The organism is Nonomuraea sp. NPDC052129 (assembly GCF_040680095.1).
In the GTDB taxonomy this organism is placed as follows: domain Bacteria; phylum Actinomycetota; class Actinomycetes; order Streptosporangiales; family Streptosporangiaceae; genus Nonomuraea.
The window spans coordinates 317,638-333,942 of record NZ_JBFAVX010000002.1; the positions used below are offsets into that span (position 1 = coordinate 317,638).

Consider the following 16,305-nt stretch of genomic DNA (forward strand, 5'->3'; position numbering starts at 1 on the left):
CATTGAGGCGCCTGGCATGAACGCGTCTGGCATGGACGCGTCTGGGGTGGACGCGCCGCGCATAGAGGCGCGTCGGATAGACGCGCATCACCACGTCTGGGACCTCGGGGTCCGGGCCCATGGCTGGCTCGATGCCGAGAAGCTGGCGCCGATCCGCCGCACGTTCACCCTCGACCGGCTCGCCGAGCACGCGGTCGCGGCGGGAGTGGGCGGGACCGTGCTGGTGCAGGTGCTGCCCGACCTGGCGGAGACCGTGGAGTTCCTGGCCTTGGCCGCGGCGTCCGAGCTGGTGGCGGGGGTCGTGGGCTGGGTCGATCTCACCGCGCCCGCCATCGCCGAGACGCTGGCCGGCCTGCCCGGCGGGCAGTCAGGCGGGGCAGGCCAGGCGGGTCGGCCCGGCGGGCTGGTGGCGATCCGCCACGGCGTGCAGGCTGAGCCCGATCCCGGCTGGCTCACGCGCCCCGACGTCCGCCGTGGGCTGGCCGCCGTGGCGTCGGCGGGTCTGGCCTACGACCTGCTCACGCTGCCGCACCAGCTGCCCGCGGCCATCGAGACGGTGGCCGCGCTGCCCGAGCTGACGTTCGTGCTCGACCACCTGTCGAAGCCGCCCATCGCCTCGGGGCAGCTCGAACCGTGGGCGAGCCGGATCCGGGAACTGGCCGCACACCCGAACGTGTACTGCAAGCTGTCCGGGATGGTCACCGAAGCCGATTGGGCGTCCTGGCGGGTGGCCGACCTGCGGCCCTACGCCGAGACCGTGCTGGCGGCGTTCGGGCCGGAGCGGGTGATGTTCGGGTCGGACTGGCCGGTCTGCCTGCTCGCCGCCGACTACCAGCGGGTCGTGTCGGCGGCCGAGGAGCTGTGCGCGGGGCTGTCGGCGGGGGAGCGCGCGGCCGTCTTCGGCGGTACGGCCTGCCGGGCATATCGGCTCGGAAACCGCTGACGCGAACCACCCGCCCGGCGTACCGGCTCGGGGACGGCCGACGCGGGCGGACCCCCGCCCAGACCCGCCGAGCGTACCGGCCCGCAGGCCCCCGCCCAGACCCCCATACGCCGATATTTCGGGCTTTACAAGATCTTGTCAGCGCATAAAACCAGTGTTAACTCTTGCGGAGGCGCGGGACACGAGTTCCCGCGCCTCTGGATGTGCAGGAGGAAAAGGTGTCGAGCAGACCCTGGTTACGCAGCACTGTTGTCGTCCTCGCCATCACGGCGTCCTCTCTACCTCTCACCGGAGCCGCCCGGAGCGAACCGGGCGCGACGGCTCCCCAAGTCCAAGGCGTTCAGGAGGGCGAGCCCGGCAAGCCCGACCTGGACAACCGGCAAGGCAGAGTCCCGCCGCCGGTCGGGGTCAACGCCCGCAGCGCCGGACCGGCGGCCGAGATCCGCTGGAACGTTCTGGGCACTCCCGCCGCCATCACCAGCGCCGAGCCGCTGGCCGAAGGGCTGGGCGCTGACCCGGAGCAGGCCGCGCGCGCCTACCTCAAGAGCAACGAGCAGGTCTTCGGCCTGTCCGCCGCGTCGGTCGACGCCCTGGAGAAGGTCGCGGTCAACCCGATCGGCGCGGGCCATGCCGTACTGCTGCGCCAGCGCTTCGGCGGTCTGCCGGCCGGCGTGGACGGCCTGGTCGCGATCGGCGTGGCCGGCGGCAAGATCAGGCACGTGACCTCCTCGCTGTCGCGCGACACGGCGGCGCCCCCGGCCGCCACGATCACCGCGCAGCGGGCCATGGAGATCGCGGCCAGGGACGACGGCATCGACCTGGCCACGGCTGTGACCAAGCAGGTCAGCGCGGTGGCCGTACCGGCGCCCGACGGGGTGCACAGCGCGTACCAGGTCGTCCTGATCGGTGGCAAGGGCGAGGCGGCGGGATACACCACGCACGTCGACGCGGTCAGCGGCGCGATCCTCGTCCGGGAGAACCTGGTCGAGCACTTCGACCCGGACAACCCGACCTGGTCGGCGTTCCCGTCGAACCCGCCCGACGACTACTCCTCCACCGACACCCGCCAGACCTGGTGCTTCGCGGCGGCCGCCGGCTGCGACTACGTGACCGGCGGCGACCCGCCGACCGGCAAGGCGTGGGACGTCGACCACGCCACGAACACCTCCTCCACCACCAGCGTCGGCAACGCGGCGAAGACCGTCGAGAACCGGGCGAACCCCGACCCGTTCTCGGTCGGCACCCGCAGCAACGTGCTCACGCCGAGCCGGAACTACGCCTACCCGTGGCGGAACCAATGGCACGAGGCGAAGTGCGACCCGGCGGTCTTCGACCAGAGCGGTGAGAACGACCTCGAAGCCGCCATCGCCAACCTGAACGCCATGCACAACCGCATGCACGACTGGTCCTACCGGCTCGGCTTCACCGAGACGGCGTGGAACATGCAAGTGAACAACGGCGACCGTGGCGGGCTCGGCAACGACCCCGAGCAGGGCAACGCCCAGGCGGGCGCCCGCGACCTGACCGTGCGTGATAACGCCAACCAGATCACCGGCCCCGACGGGGTGGCGCCGATCACGAACATGTACCTGTGGCAGCCGATCGCGGGCTCGTTCTACTCCCCGTGCGTGGACGGCGACTACGACATGTCGGTCATCGGCCACGAGAACACCCACGCCATCTCCGGCCGCATGATCGGCGGCCCGAACGCCGGCTGGAGCGGCGCGCAGGCCGGCGCGATGAACGAGAGCACCTCCGACCTGATGGCGATGGAGTACCTGTTCGAGTACGGCTTCCGTCCTTCCGGCCAGACCCCGTACGTCACGGGCGGCTACGTCACCGGAGACCGCGAGCGGGGCATCCGGAACTACGACATGTCCAAGTCGCCGCTGAACTACAGCGACATCGCCTACGACCTCGTCGGCCAGCAGGTCCACGCGGACGGTGAGATCTGGTCGGCCACGCAGTTCGACGTGCGCGACGCCTTCGTCAAGCGGTATGGCAAGGGCACCGCCAAGCAGCAGCGGGCCTGCGCGGACGGCAAGACGCCGCTGGCCAAGTGCCCGGGCAACCGGCGCTGGGCGCAGCTCTCCCTCGACGCCCTGCTGTTGATGGCCTCGGGCGCGGTCAGCTACGTCGATCACCGGGACGCGCTGCTCGCGGCCGACGCGATGCGCTTCGACGGCGCGGACCAGGACATCATGTGGCGCGCGTTCGCCGAGCACGGCCTGGGCGCGACGGCGGCCAGCGTCGGCCCGAACGACCCCGACCCCACGCCGAGCTTCGTCAACCCGGCAGGCAAGAACGGCTCGCTGCAGCTCAAGCCGCTGGGCGAGGCGAAGGGCGCGGCGCTGCGCCTGTACGTGGGCGACTACGAGGGACGGGTGGTCCCGGTCGCCGACACCGACCCCGCGACGCCGCTCGGTGACACCGTGGAGATGACGCCCGGCGTCTACGACTTCGTGGTGGCGGGCAACGGGTTCGGCCACACGCGGCTGAAGTTCCCGGTGGTGGGCGGGGCGAAACTGCCGCTTCCCCTCCCGCTGTCGCGCAACCTCGCCTCAGCCTCGGCCGGCGCGGTGGCCTCGGGCGACGGCGTCAACCAGGCCAAGCTGATCGACGAGACCGAGGCCACGAACTGGGCCTCACTCACCGGGGCGCCGGCCGGCAAGTCGGTCACGGTGGACCTGGCGGGCGACAGCCCGGTCAAGATCCGCAGAGTCCAGGTCAGCGCGATGCTCAGACCCAACATCAACGACCCGGCCGACCCCGGCGCGCAGAACCGGTTCACCGCCCTGCGCTCCTTCGAGGTGCTCGCCTGCGCCAAGGACTGCGCGAACCCGGCCAATTTCCGGAAGATCTACACCAGCCCGGCGGACGCCTTCAAGACCACGCTGCCCCGTCCCCGCGGCGCGAACCTGCTCATCAAGTCGTTCACCGTCCCCGCCACCACCGCCACCCACCTGATGCTCCGTACGCTCACCACCCAGTGCACCGGCAACCCGCTCTACGCCGGTGAGCAGGACAACGATCCCAACTCCTCGACGGACTGCGCCACGGCCAGCCCGACGCGCGACCAGGCCCGAGCCGCCGAATTCCAGGCGTTCTCGTACTGATCCGCGGAGACGGTACGGCTTGCGCTCACCACCGGGCGCAGGCCGTACCGTTGATCTATGTATCCTCCGATCGAGCCCTACGACCATGGGCATCTCGACACCGGCGACGGCCATCTCGTCTACTGGGAGGTCTGCGGAAATCCGGCGGGCAAGCCCGCACTCGTCGTCCACGGTGGCCCTGGTTCGGGCTGCTCGGAGAATCAGCGGCGTAGGTTCGATCCCGAGCGTTACCGCATCATCCTGTTCGACCAGCGCAACTGCGGCCGGAGCCTGCCGCACGCCAGCGACCCGGCCACCGATCTGTCCACCAACACCACCCCGCACCTGATCGCCGACATGGAACGGCTGCGGGAGCACCTCGGCGTCGACCGGTGGCTGCTCTATGGCGGCTCGTGGGGGTCCACGCTCATGCTCGCCTACGCCGAGGCGCACCCCACTCGGGTGTCGGAGCTGGTGATCTGCGGCGTCACGATGACCCGACGCTCCGAGATCGACTGGCTCTACAACGGCGTCGGCCGCTACTTCCCCGAGCAGCGGCAGCGCTTCCGCGAGGGCGTCCCTGAGTCCGAGCGCGACGGCGACGTGCTGGCCGCCTACGCGCGGCTCATGTCCGACCCCGACCCCGCCGTCCGCGCCAAGGCCGCCCACGAGTGGGTGACCTGGGAGGACACGGTGATCTCCATGGAGGTCAACGGCAAGCCGAACGCCTACAGCGACCGGCCGCCCCTGGCTCTGCTGGCCTTCGTACGGATCTGCGCCCACTACTTCTCCAACGCCGCCTGGCTGGAGGAGGGCATCCTGCTGCGCGAGGCGTACAAGCTGGCGGGCATCCCCGGCGTCCTCCTCCACGGCCGCTTCGACCTGGGCTCACCCCTGGAGACCGCCTGGGACCTGGCTCAACGCTGGCCCGACGCCCGGTTGGTCGTGGTGGACGACTCGGGACACACCGGCAGCGGCACCATGCGCGAGCAGGTCCTGGCCGCCCTGGACGCCTTCGCGACCTGACCCTCTTCGTTTCCCCCAAGGGGGTCCCTCCTAGGGACCCCAGCCACAACGGACCGTCACAGCCCTAGTGACGGTCGGCCCCCGGTCGTTTGGCGGCCAGAGCGATCACATCGGCGAGTTCGCCCAGCTCAGTGGGCTCCTCGGTGAGCGCGGCGATGGCCAGTCGCAGATGCGGCTGGCCCGGCCGGATCCGATACCGGCTGCCGGGCGCCGCCGAGATGCCGTGGGCGGCCAGCGTGACCAGAGCTTCCGACTCGTCGTGGACCGGCACCCACAGCACAAGACTGTCCCGGCCTCCGGTCTGCACGCCCCGAGCCGACAGCAGAGTGGCCAGGCTCGCCCGGCGCCGGGCATAGGCGGTCCGAGCCTGCTCCACGATCGACTGTGTGCCCGGGTCGGTGAGCAGGTGGGCCAGGGTGTCCTGGAGGATCCTGCTGGTCCAGCCGGTGCCGTAGCTACGCAGCACCCGCACCCGCTCCACAGCCTCCGCCGCACCGCCGATGATCGCGAGGCGCAGGTCGGGCCCGTGTGACTTGGAGTACGAGCGCACCAGCACCGTCCGGTCGGGCAGCCGCGTGCCGATACTGCTCAGAGGCACGGTGGACAGGTCGCCGATCCCGTCGTCCTCGACGATGAGGGTGTTCGTGGGCGCGAGGAGCCGGGCCAGCTCGGCGGAGCGGCTCTCGGGCACGGCGTAGCCGCACGGCGAGTGTCCGCGCGGCTGGTAGACGAACGCCACCGGGCTGGAGCGCAGGCTTTCGGCGAGCGCGGCCGGGATGGGCCCGTCCTCGTCGCAGGCGACGGGGACCACTTCGACGCCGATCATCTCCAGGATGTCGAGCAGCCTGGCCGCGGTGGGCTCCTCTATGGCGATGCGGTCGCCGGGCAGGGCGGTCGTCTGGCAGAGCAACTGGACCCCCTCGTATCCGCCGCCGAGCGCCAGCCAGCTCTGCGCCGCGAACGGCCAGGTGGGCTCGACCGCGGCCCGCAGGCGCGGAGTGATCGTCTCGCGGACGTAGCCGTTGAACCCTTCGGCGGAGGTGGCCGTGGCGAGCGCGGCGTCGAGAGGCGGGAGCAGCGCCCGGTCCGGCGCCGCGATGGCGAGGTCGATCGCCAGCCTGCTGCCGAAGTGGCCGATCCGCTCGTAGCGCGCCGGGTGCGGCACGCCAGGAGGTCCGAGCACCACGGTTCCCCGGCGGCCCTCCGTACCGATCATCCGGTGTTTGCGCAGTTCAGACCAGGCTTCGGCGATCGTGCTCGGGCTGACGCCCAGCGCGCGGGCCAGATTCCGCACGGTGGGCAGCCGCGCGCCGGGCCGCAGCGTGCCCTGCCGGATCAGGTCGATCAGAGAGGTGGCGACGCCACGCGCGCTCGGTTCGCGAACCTGCTGCCCCAGCCAGGCGGGATCGACCTCCACGAGAACTCCCATCTGACAAAGCTTTGTTCAGGAACAAAGAGCAACTTGTGTAGCGGATTTCGCTGAACATAAGGTACAGCCCAATACATCACTAAAGGGAGTTTTTGTGACGAAACCTGGCATTCGGCTTGGTCTGCGGGACTGGGATCACCTCGTGCCCGTGGCGACCGGGACGCTGACGTCCGAGGCGTTCGACCTGGATCTCGATTCCCGGTCGATCACGCCGGACGTGCTGAGCGAGCCCGAGCTGGACGGCGGGGAGACCTCCTTCAGCAGGTACGTTCTGGGCCGGGCCAAGGGTGACGACCGGCTGGTGGGCCTGCCCGTCTTCGTGATGCGCGGCTTCCGGCAGCGGTGCGTGCTGGTGCGGCGTGACAGCGAGCTGCGTGAGTTCGCCGAGCTGAAGGGGGCCAGGATCGGCCTGACCGGCTGGCCGGACTCGGGCAACACCTGGACGCGGGCGCTCCTGCGGGCGGCCGGAGTCGACCTCACCGGGATCCAGTGGACGGTCGGCGCCGTGGACGCGCCCGAGCCGGGCAAGGACCGCGTCGGCACGGCGAAGCTGCCGGACAACGTCAGCGTGACCGACGGCTCGCTCGCCGAGCAGCTCGACGCCGGAACGCTCGACGCGATCATGACCCCGTTCATGCCCGAGGGCTTCTTCACCCCGGAGAGCCGCTTCCGTCACCTTTTGCCCGACCACCCGGCGGCCGAGCTCGACTACTACCGCCAGAACGGCTTCGTCCCCGGCATCCACCTGGTGACGCTCAAGCGCGAGGTCGTCGAGCGCCACCCCTTCCTGCCGCAGGCCGTACAGGAGCTCTTCGAACGCTCCAAGCGGCACTGGCTGGCGCGGCGGCGGCTGCTGACCGACACCACTCCGTGGCTGCTCGCCGATCTGAGCAGGACCCAGGAGGTCTTCGGCGCGGACTGGATGCCGTACGGCACCGCCGCCAACGCCGCGATGACCGCGGCCTTCTGCGCGGAACTGCACGCCCAGGGGATCGCCCCCGCTCCCATCGACCCCCAGGAGGTCTTTCCCTCATGAAGAACCTGCGTGTGGCGGTCGGCCAGTTCGCCTCATCAGAGGACTGGGCGGCCAACCTCAAGACCTGCGGCGACCTCTTCGACGAGGCCGTCGCCGGGAACGCGGACCTGCTGGTGCTCCCGGAAGGGGCGATGGCCCTGTTCGTCGACGATCCGGTACGGATCCGGCAGGCGGCCCAGCCGCTCGACGGGCCGTTCGTCACCGGGCTGGCCGAGCGCACCCGCGGCACGCCCACCACGGTGATCGTCGGCATGCACCAGCCCGCCGAGGACGGCCGGGTGATCAACACGCTGGTCGCGCTGCGCGACGGCCAGATCATCGACATCTACCGCAAGCTCCACCTGTACGACGCCTTCGGCCGGCGCGAGTCGGACAACGTGCTGGCGAGCTCGGACAACCCCGTCGTCATCGACTGCGCCGGCTGGAAGGTCGGCATGATGACCTGCTACGACGTCCGCTTCCCCGAGATCGCCAGGATCCTTGCCGACCAGGGCGCGCAGGTGGTCGCTCTGCCCGCCGCCTGGGTACGTGGACCCGCCAAGGAGTGGCACTGGGAGGTCATGGTCACCGCGCGCGCCCTGGAGAACACCTACTACGTCGCCGCCTCCGGCGAGTGCGGCCGCCGCAACATCGGCGCCAGCATGTTCGTCGATCCGCTCGGCATCACCCGCGCCCGGCTCGGCGGCGACACCCCGGGTCTGCTCTGGTCCGAAGCCTCGGCCGAGGACCTCGACCTGGCCCGCCAGACCCTGCCCGTCCTCGCCAACCGGCGTTTCAAAGTCGATCCCCGCCCCATCACCCCCTCGACCGGTCCCACGACCGGCTCTCGATAGCCCAAGGAGCGCGTAATGCGTAAGACCCATGCCGTAGGAGCCGTCATGGCCGGGGCCCTGCTGCTGGCCGGATGCGGCGCCAACCCGTCGGAGAGCCAAGGCGCCGTCGGCGACAACAGCTCCTCCGCCCCCGCCGCCGCCACCCACGCCAAGGACCAGGCCCTGTTCGACCGCCTGCCCGACAAGGTGAAGAGCGCGGGCAAGCTGGTCTCGGTGAACAACGGCTCGTTCCCGCCGTACGAGATCGCCGGCACCGACGGCAAGTCGCTGACCGGTGTCGCGGCCGACCTGTCCGAGGAACTGGGCGGCCTGCTCGGCGTCAAGATCGAGCACGTGACCGTGGACGGCCTGCCCAGCCAGCTCACCGGCATCGCGGCCGGCCGGTACGACCTGGCCCTCGGGCCGGTGGGCGACTTCCCCGACCGCCAGGCCTCCAACGACTTCGTCGACTGGGTGCAGGAGTTCGTCGTCTTCGCCGTGCCGAAGGGCAACCCGAACAAGATCCAGTCGATCGACGACACCTGCGGGCTGCGGATCTCCGTGATGGCCGGCGGATCGGCCGAGAAGGTGATCAAGGCGCAGTCCGACACCTGCGTCAAGGACGGCAAGAAGAAGGTCGAGGTCCAGTCCTACAAGGACCAGCCCACCTCGATCCTCGCGGTCCGCTCCAACCGGGCCGACGCCTTCTTCTCCTCGCAGGCGCCGCTGACTTACTTCGTAAAGCAGTCGGGCGGAGAGCTTGAGCTGGCGGCCACGGGCAAGCCCAACGGGTTCGACACCCTCTACCAGGGCGCCGTCGTGGCCAAGGACTCGCCGCTGCGGGACGTGATCAAGGACGGCATCCAGAAGCTGATCGACGACGGGACGTACGAGAAGGTCATGACCAAGTGGGGGACCAGCGGCAACATGCTCAAGCAGGCCGGCGTGAACCTGGCGGCGAAGCAGTGACGACCGCCACCGAGCGGCACTCGCCCCCTGAAGTGGACGTCGCGGGGGCGGCGCGGACGCGGCACCCGCTGCGCTGGGTGGCCTCGATCATCCTGCTGATCCTCGCCGCCCAGCTGGTGAACCTGCTGATCACCAACCACAACTTCAAGTGGGACGTGGTCGCGCGCTACTTCAACGCGCAGGTCATCGGGGCGGGCATCATCACGACGCTCTACCTCACGGTGATCGCCATGGCCGTCGGCGTGATCCTGGGGGTGATCGTCGCGATGGGGCGGCTCTCCCAGAACCCGATCGCGCGGATCGTCTCCGGGCTCTACGTCTGGTTCTTCCGTGGTACGCCGGTGCTGGTGCAGCTCGTGCTCTGGTACAACCTGTCCGCCCTGATGCCGCAGATCTCGTTCGGCATCCCGTTCGGCCCGGAATTCCTCACGGCCGACACCAACAAGCTGATCACGCCGCTGCTGGCCGCCATCCTCGGGCTCGGGCTCAACGAGGCGGCGTACATGGCGGAGATCATCCGAGGCGGCCTGATGTCGGTCGACCCCGGCCAGACCGAGGCCGCGTCGGCGCTGGGCATGAGCCGGGGGCGGACGTTCCGCCGGATCATCCTGCCGCAGGCGATGCGGTTCATCGTGCCGCCGACCGGCAGCCAGGTCATCAGCATGCTGAAGGCCACCTCGCTGGTCAGCGTCATCGCCCTCGCCGACCTGTTGTACACCGTGCAGGCGATCTACAACCGCACCTTCCAGACGATCCCGCTGCTCATCGTGGCCTGCGTCTGGTACCTGGTGATCACGTCGATCCTGTACGTCGGCCAGTCCTTCATCGAGCGCCACTACGCGCGCGGCGCCACGCGGAACGCTCCCCAGAGCTTCTGGAGCTTCCTGATGTTCCGGCGACGGCAGCCGGCGCCGGCCCCGACCCGCGAGGAGACGCCATCATGAGCACGCCCATGGTGCACGCCCGGGCCGTACGCAAGAGCTTCGGCCACCTGGAGGTGCTCAAAGGCATCGACCTGACCGTCGAGCGGGGTGAGGTCGTCGTCATCCTCGGTCCTTCCGGGTCGGGCAAGTCGACGTTCCTGCGGTGCGTCAACCACCTGGAGACCATCGACGGCGGCGCCATCCACGTCGACGGCGAGTTGATCGGCTTTCGCGCCAACGGCGGGCGGGTGCACCACCTGGGCGATCGGGACATCACCCGCCAGCGCCGGGAGATCGGCATGGTCTTCCAGCAGTTCAACCTGTTCCCGCACTTCACCGTGGTGCAGAACATCATGGAGGCGCCCGTCGGGGTGCGCGGCGAATCCCGCGCGAAGGCCCGTACGCGGGCTCTGGCCCTGCTGGAGCGGGTCGGCCTGGCGGACAAGACGGACAGCTACCCCCGCCAGCTGTCGGGCGGCCAGCAACAGCGGGTGGCCATCGCCCGCGCGCTGGCCATGCAGCCCAAACTGATGCTCTTCGACGAGCCGACCAGCGCGCTGGACCCCGAGCTGGTGGGCGAGGTGCTGGCCACCATGAAGGGGCTGGCCACCGACGGCCTCACCATGATCGTCGTCACGCACGAGGTGGGCTTCGCCCGCGAGGTGGCCGATCGGGTGGTGTTCATGGACGGCGGGGTCATCGTGGAGGCCGGGCCGCCCGCCGAGGTGCTCGACAACCCGCAGAACCCGCGCACCCGCGCCTTCCTCAGCAAGGTCCTCTGAGGTCTGGAACCGGCCCCTGATCTGATGGTCAGGCGCCGGCCGTCTTCCGGGTGAGGGCGGCGTAGAGCTCCGGGTCGCTCGACGCGCGGACGATGAGCTCCGGACGGAGCAGCTCGGTCTCCCCCTGCTCGCCCTCAAGGACCCGGACGAGCTGGTGCAGCCCGCGGCGGCCCATCTCGTGCATGGGGGAGCGGACCGAGGTGAGCGGGACCGGCAACTCGGCGGCGAGCGGGGTGTCGTTGAAGCCCACGACTGCGATGTCCGCCCCGACCCGCAGCCCGTGATCGCGCAGCGCGCCGATCGTGCCGATGGCGCCGAAGTCGTTGACCACGAAGATCGCTGACGGGAGCGGGCCCGTCGCGAGCAGGCGTTCGGCCCCCTCGTGGCCGCCGCGCGCGTCGAAGCGCGAGTGCACGATCCGGTGCTCGGGGATCGGGAGCCCGGCCTCGCGGAATCTCTCGACGAAGCCGCTGGTGCGGTCGATGCCGGTGCTCGCGTACGGCTCGCCGGCGACGATCGCCACCTCCTCGTGCCCGAGCCCCAGCAGGTGCTCCGCGGCCATCCGGCCGCCGAGCCGGTCGTCGCAGACCACCGCCGGGTGCCGCCCGGCCCGCCGGTTGACCAGCGTGAACGGGACACCACGCGCGGCCACCTCGTCGAGGAAGCCCGTGTCCGCGTGCGCGTCGCCGAAGATCATGCCGTCGACGCGGCGGCCGAGGACCATCTCCGTACGGGCGCGCTGGACGTCGGACAGGTCGCGCGTGTTGGTGACGAACGTCGACAACCCCTGCTCGGCCGCGGCCTCCTCGATGCCCTCGTAAATGGTCGCGAGCACCACGTCGGACAGCCGGGGGACCAGCACACCGATCAGGTTGCTGCGCTGGGTGCGCAGGCTCATCGCGTGCGGATTGCGCTGGTAGCCGAGCTCGTCGGCGAGCTTGCGGACGCGCTCCACGGTCGGACTCGACGCCGCCCGCAGACCTTCGCCGGGCTTGGCGTGCAGCACTCGCGACACCGTGGAGACGTGCAGTCCGAGCTGGTCGGCGATCATCTGCAGCGTAACCGGCCGCGCCCTCTTCGCACCCAATGTCCCTCGGCTTCCGGCTGGGGTTTTCTTGATTTTAACGTGAAGTTCTTGACATCTCGTAGGCGCAGGTCAGATGCTACCAAACGTTTGGCGCAAACGTTTGGGTAACTGAGGAGGCCGTCGAGTGTCCAAGGTCATCGTCCTGTCCACAGGAGGGACCATCGCGACCCGCAGGGACGGGCAGGGGGTGGGTCTCGCCCAGGATCGGGCGGGCGAACTGCTCGGCCGCCTCCCGGTCGACCCCGGGGTGGAACTCGTCGGGCGGGACGTGCTGTGCGCGGGCAGCTACCTGTTCACGCTCGCGGACATGCGCGAGGTCGCGCTGCGGACCCGCGAGGCGTTCACCGACCCCGACGTACTCGGCGTCGTCGTCACCCACGGGACCGACGGCATGGAGGAGACGGCCTACCTGGTCGATCTGTTCCATGACGACCCGCGACCGGTCGTGTTCACGGGGGCGCAGCTGCCGGCCGACGCGGTCGACGGCGACGGCCCGCGCAACCTGGCCGACGCGATCGCGGTGGCGGCGGGCGGCAGGGCCTGCGGGCTGGGGGTGCTGATCGGCTTCGACGGCCAGATCTTCGCCGCCTCCGGCACCCGCAAGACGCACACGCTCGCCTCATCGGCGTTCTCCGCGCCGGACAGCGGGCCGCTGGGCCGCGTACGCGACGGCCAGGTGAACATCGTGATGACCCCCGCGCGGGCCAAGCCACTGGACCTCGACACCTTCGACCTCGACGGAGTCCGTACCGACATCGTGGCCCTCTACCCGGGCTGCGACACCGCCGCGCTGCGCGCGGTGGTCGACGCGGGCGCCACCGGGGTCGTCCTCCAGGCGTTGGGCGCCGGCAACGGCAACCCCCGGATCAGGGACGAGGTGGCCCGGATCACCAAGGCCGGCGTCGTCGTCGCCCTGTCCACCCGGGTCGATGCCGGGCCTGTCGCCGCGCTGTACGGCAACGGCGGTGGCGCGGATCTCGTCGAGGCCGGCGCCATCCCCACCGGAACCCTGCGCTCGCCGCAGGCGCGCGTCCTGCTGAGCGCGCTGCTCGGCGGCCATCGCGACCCGGTCCGGGTACGCGAGGAGCTGCGCGCGCGGACCTGGAATACCTCTCCGATCGAAAGGACGAAGTGACCATGCCCAAGGAGATTCTCGTCGCGTACGGCGTGGACGTCGATGCCGTCGCCGGCTGGCTGGGCTCGTACGGCGGGGAGGACTCGCCGTGCGACATCTCGCGCGGCCTGTTCGCCGGCGAGGTCGGCGTCCCGCGGCTGCTGCGCCTGTTCGAGAAGTACGACCTGCGGACCACCTGGTTCATCCCCGGCCACTCCATCGAGACCTTCCCCGACCAGACCCGCCAGGTCGTGGCCGGCGGTCACGAGGTCGGCGTGCACGGCTACTCGCACGAGAACCCGATCGCGATGAGCAGGGAGCAGGAGAGCGCGATCCTCGACCACTGCATCGACCTGGTCGAGAGGTACTCCGGCAGCAGGCCTACCGGATATGTCGCCCCATGGTGGGAGTTCTCGCCCGTCACCAACGAGCTCCTGCTGGAGCGGGGCATCAAGTACGACCACTCGCTCATGCACAACGACTTCAGCCCGTACTACGTCCGCGTCGGCGACTCCTGGACGAAGATCGACTACTCCCGCCCGGCGGCCGAGTGGATGAAGCCGCTGGAGCGCGGCCAGGAGACCGACCTGGTGGAGATCCCGGCCAACTGGTACCTCGACGACCTCCCGCCGATGATGTTCGTCAAGGCCAGCCCGAACAGCCACGGCTTCGTCAGCCCGCGCCACCTCGAAGAGATGTGGCGGGACCAGTTCGACTGGGTCTACCGCGAATCGGACTACGCGGTCTTCACCATGACCATCCATCCCGACGTCTCGGGCCGGCCGCAGAGCCTGCTCATGCACGAGCGCCTCATCGAGTACATCAGCGGCCACGAGGGCGTGCGCTGGGTGACCTTCGACGAGATCGCCGACGACTTCAAGGCCCGCTCACCCCGGTAGCGGCCCCGCGCCTGTCCATGCCGGTCCGGTGATGACGCATGCGCGAAACCCCCCACTCTCTTTCTCCGAAAGGGCATCTCCATGACAACCACCTCATCGGGCATCCCGGAATCGGGCACCCGGCCCTTCCCACGTGTCGGGGTGCGGCAGACGCGCAAGGCCACGGTGATCGCGCTGTTCGCGTGGATCTTCGCGGTCTACGACTACATCATGTTCGGGACCCTGCTGCCGGAGATCTCCGGCCAGTTTCAGTGGTCCCCGGCGCAGGCGTCACTGATCTCCACGCTGATCTCGGTGGGGACGGCGATCGTGGTCCTCGGAGTGGGACCGCTGGTCGACCGGCTGGGCCGCCGTAAGGGCATGATCATCACGGTGTCGGGCACGGCGCTGGCCTCGGCGGTGTCGGCCGCCACGATGAACGCCGCCTACCTGGTCGGCGTGCGCTCCATCGGCGGGCTCGGGCTCGCCGAGCAGTCGGTCAACGCGACGTACCTCAACGAGATCTACGCCGTCACCGAGGACGAGAAGATCAAGAAGCGCCGCGGCCTGATCTACAGCCTGGTCCAGGGCGGCTGGCCGCTCGGCACGCTGCTGGCCGCGGCGTTCATCGCGCTGTTCCTGCCGCTGGTCGGCTGGCGGGGCTGCTTCCTGCTGGCCACGTTCCCGGCCATCGTGATCGCGCTCCTGCGGCGCGGCCTGCGCGAGACGCCGCAGTTCGAGCTGCAGCAGAAGATGGACCGGATGCGCAAGGAGGGCCGTACGGAAGAGGCGGCCGGTCTCGCCCGCGAGTACGGCGTGTCCGAGGCCAAGTCGGCGCCGTTCCTGGAGATCTTCCGCGGGTCCGCACTGCGCAACACGCTCGTCCTCGGGTTCGCCTGGTTCGTCAACTGGTTCGGCATCCAGGTGTTCAGCGTGCTCGGCACCACGGTGCTCACCCAGGGCAAGAATGTCAGCTTCACCAACTCCCTGCTCATGTTCATCGTGATCAACGCGGTCGCCTACGTCGGCTACGTCTTCCACGGCTGGGCCGGGGACCGGTTCGGCCGGCGCAACGTGATCGCGTTCGGCTGGATGGCCTCCGGCGTCATCTTCGCGCTCATGCTGCTGGTCGCCAATGGCACGTTCGCCGTGGTCGTGCTGTACTCGCTGGGCATGTTCTTCCTGGTGGGGCCGTACTCGGCGATGCTGTTCTTCATGGGCGAGTGCTATGACACCCGCTGCCGCGCCACGGGGACCTCGTTCATCAACGCGATCAGCCAGCCGGGCGCCATCGCGGCCGGCGCGATCATCACCGCGATGCTGGTCGCGGGCTCGGACTGGAACCAGGGCGCGCTGCTGGTCGGCGCGCTGGGCACGTTCCTGTCGGGATTCGTGATGTTCGGCGCGCGGAAGGTGCCCGCGCTGTGACCGCTCCCGACATTGACGGACGGGTCGCCGTTATCACCGGTGCCGCCAGCGGGATCGGCCGCGCGCTGGCCGTCTCGTACGCCACCCACGGGGTCCGTACGGTCATCGGCACCTTCCCCGGCGACCCGCACAACCCCGCCGAGACCCTCCGCCAAGTGGAGCAGGCCGGCGGCGCGGGCGTGGTGCATGAGGTGGACGTACGGGACGCCGCGCAGGTGGAGGTGTTCGCCCAGCGCGCGCTTGACGAGTGGGGCCGCCTCGACATCGCGGTGGCCAACGCCGGAGTGCTGCGCCGGGCCCCGCTTGCCGAGCTCACCGACGCGGCCTGGGACGACATGCTGCAGGTCGACCTGACCGGCGTCCTGCGCACTCTGCGCTCGGCGGCCGCACGGATCTCCGGTCCCGGCGCGATGGTCGCCGTCTCCTCCATCGCGGGGGGCGTGTACGGCTGGGGCGAGCACGCCCACTACGCCGCCGCGAAGGCCGGGGTGCTCGGCCTGTGCCGGAGCCTCGCGGTGGAACTCGCCTCCCGCCAGATCCGCGTCAACTCGGTCATCCCCGGCCTTATCGAAACCCCGCAGTCGTCCGACCCGGTGAACTCGCTCGGCCCCGACGGCCTGGCCCGAGCCGGGCAGGACATCCCCTGGGGCCGGGTGGGCCGGCCGGCGGAGGTCGCCTCCGTCATCCGGTTCCTCACCTCGGCCGACGCCGGCTACATCACCGGCCAGAACATCGTCGTCGACGGCGGTCTCACCGTCCGCATGCCCGCCTGAGGAGGAACCG

At 70.1% G+C, this 16,305-nt stretch carries 14 protein-coding genes; 12 read left to right on the forward strand and 2 right to left on the reverse strand.

The window, feature by feature from the left end; genetic code table 11:
* The first annotated feature begins 16 nt into the window (after nt 1-16).
* From AB0L53_RS06330 to pip, 3 genes are all read left to right on the forward strand, one after another.
* On the forward strand, nt 17-943 hold the full coding sequence (locus AB0L53_RS06330) for an amidohydrolase family protein (RefSeq protein WP_363991156.1): 927 nt from the start codon (nt 17-19) through the stop codon (nt 941-943).
* A 218-nt stretch (nt 944-1,161) separates the two neighbouring features.
* A complete protein-coding gene (locus AB0L53_RS06335) occupies nt 1,162-4,059 on the forward strand; it encodes a M36 family metallopeptidase (RefSeq protein WP_363991158.1) in 2,898 nt (965 codons plus the stop codon).
* Between the two features lie 57 nt (nt 4,060-4,116).
* Nucleotides 4,117-5,064: a prolyl aminopeptidase gene (gene pip / locus AB0L53_RS06340; RefSeq protein WP_363991161.1), complete on the forward strand. Its 948-nt coding sequence runs from the start codon at nt 4,117-4,119 to the stop codon at nt 5,062-5,064.
* A 64-nt stretch (nt 5,065-5,128) separates the two neighbouring features.
* On the opposite strand, the gene AB0L53_RS06345 is transcribed toward pip, so the two are convergent.
* On the reverse strand, nt 5,129-6,493 hold the full coding sequence (locus AB0L53_RS06345) for an aminotransferase class I/II-fold pyridoxal phosphate-dependent enzyme (RefSeq protein WP_363991164.1): 1,365 nt from the start codon (nt 6,491-6,493) through the stop codon (nt 5,129-5,131).
* Nucleotides 6,494-6,587: 94 nt separating this feature from the next.
* Between AB0L53_RS06345 and AB0L53_RS06350 the strand changes: the two genes are divergently transcribed.
* From AB0L53_RS06350 to AB0L53_RS06370, 5 genes are read left to right on the forward strand one after another with little or no spacing between them, the layout of a single operon-like run.
* Nucleotides 6,588-7,529, forward strand: coding sequence for a hypothetical protein (locus AB0L53_RS06350; RefSeq protein WP_363991167.1), 942 nt, complete (start codon nt 6,588-6,590; stop codon nt 7,527-7,529).
* Nucleotides 7,526-8,362 carry a nitrilase-related carbon-nitrogen hydrolase gene (locus tag AB0L53_RS06355; RefSeq protein ID WP_363991170.1) on the forward strand — a complete coding sequence of 279 codons (837 nt, stop codon included), beginning with the start codon at nt 7,526-7,528 and terminating at the stop codon, nt 8,360-8,362. Before AB0L53_RS06350 ends, AB0L53_RS06355 begins: the two co-directional genes overlap by 4 nt.
* Before the next feature lie 15 nt (nt 8,363-8,377).
* Complete coding sequence (locus AB0L53_RS06360) at nt 8,378-9,310, forward strand: ABC transporter substrate-binding protein (RefSeq protein WP_363991173.1); 933 nt, start codon at nt 8,378-8,380, stop codon at nt 9,308-9,310.
* Entirely contained in the window at nt 9,307-10,254 is a 948-nt protein-coding gene (locus AB0L53_RS06365) for an amino acid ABC transporter permease (protein ID WP_357948037.1), read from the forward strand. Before AB0L53_RS06360 ends, AB0L53_RS06365 begins: the two co-directional genes overlap by 4 nt.
* Nucleotides 10,251-11,015 (forward strand): amino acid ABC transporter ATP-binding protein, encoded by a 765-nt coding sequence (locus AB0L53_RS06370; protein ID WP_357948040.1) that lies wholly within the window; start codon nt 10,251-10,253, stop codon nt 11,013-11,015. Before AB0L53_RS06365 ends, AB0L53_RS06370 begins: the two co-directional genes overlap by 4 nt.
* Nucleotides 11,016-11,043: 28 nt before the next feature.
* On the opposite strand, the gene AB0L53_RS06375 is transcribed toward AB0L53_RS06370, so the two are convergent.
* Nucleotides 11,044-12,066 carry a substrate-binding domain-containing protein gene (locus tag AB0L53_RS06375; protein WP_357948043.1) on the reverse strand — a complete coding sequence of 341 codons (1,023 nt, stop codon included), beginning with the start codon at nt 12,064-12,066 and terminating at the stop codon, nt 11,044-11,046.
* Between the two features lie 160 nt (nt 12,067-12,226).
* On the opposite strand from AB0L53_RS06375, the gene AB0L53_RS06380 reads away from it, so the two are divergent.
* The 4 genes from AB0L53_RS06380 to AB0L53_RS06395 all read left to right on the forward strand — a co-directional run bounded on the left by AB0L53_RS06380 (nt 12,227) and on the right by AB0L53_RS06395 (nt 16,295).
* Nucleotides 12,227-13,237, forward strand: a complete 1,011-nt coding sequence (locus AB0L53_RS06380; RefSeq protein WP_363991178.1) for an asparaginase — start codon at nt 12,227-12,229, stop codon at nt 13,235-13,237.
* Nucleotides 13,238-13,239: 2 nt separating this feature from the next.
* Complete coding sequence (locus AB0L53_RS06385) at nt 13,240-14,115, forward strand: polysaccharide deacetylase (RefSeq protein WP_363991180.1); 876 nt, start codon at nt 13,240-13,242, stop codon at nt 14,113-14,115.
* A gap of 81 nt (nt 14,116-14,196) precedes the next feature.
* Nucleotides 14,197-15,522, forward strand: coding sequence for an MFS transporter (locus AB0L53_RS06390; RefSeq protein WP_363991183.1), 1,326 nt, complete (start codon nt 14,197-14,199; stop codon nt 15,520-15,522).
* The gene (locus tag AB0L53_RS06395; RefSeq protein WP_363991186.1) at nt 15,519-16,295 is read left to right on the forward strand and encodes an SDR family NAD(P)-dependent oxidoreductase; all 777 of its coding nucleotides are present in this window, start codon (nt 15,519-15,521) and stop codon (nt 16,293-16,295) included. The genes AB0L53_RS06390 and AB0L53_RS06395 overlap by 4 nt, the downstream gene beginning before the upstream one ends.
* The last annotated feature ends 10 nt before the right edge of the window (nt 16,296-16,305 follow it).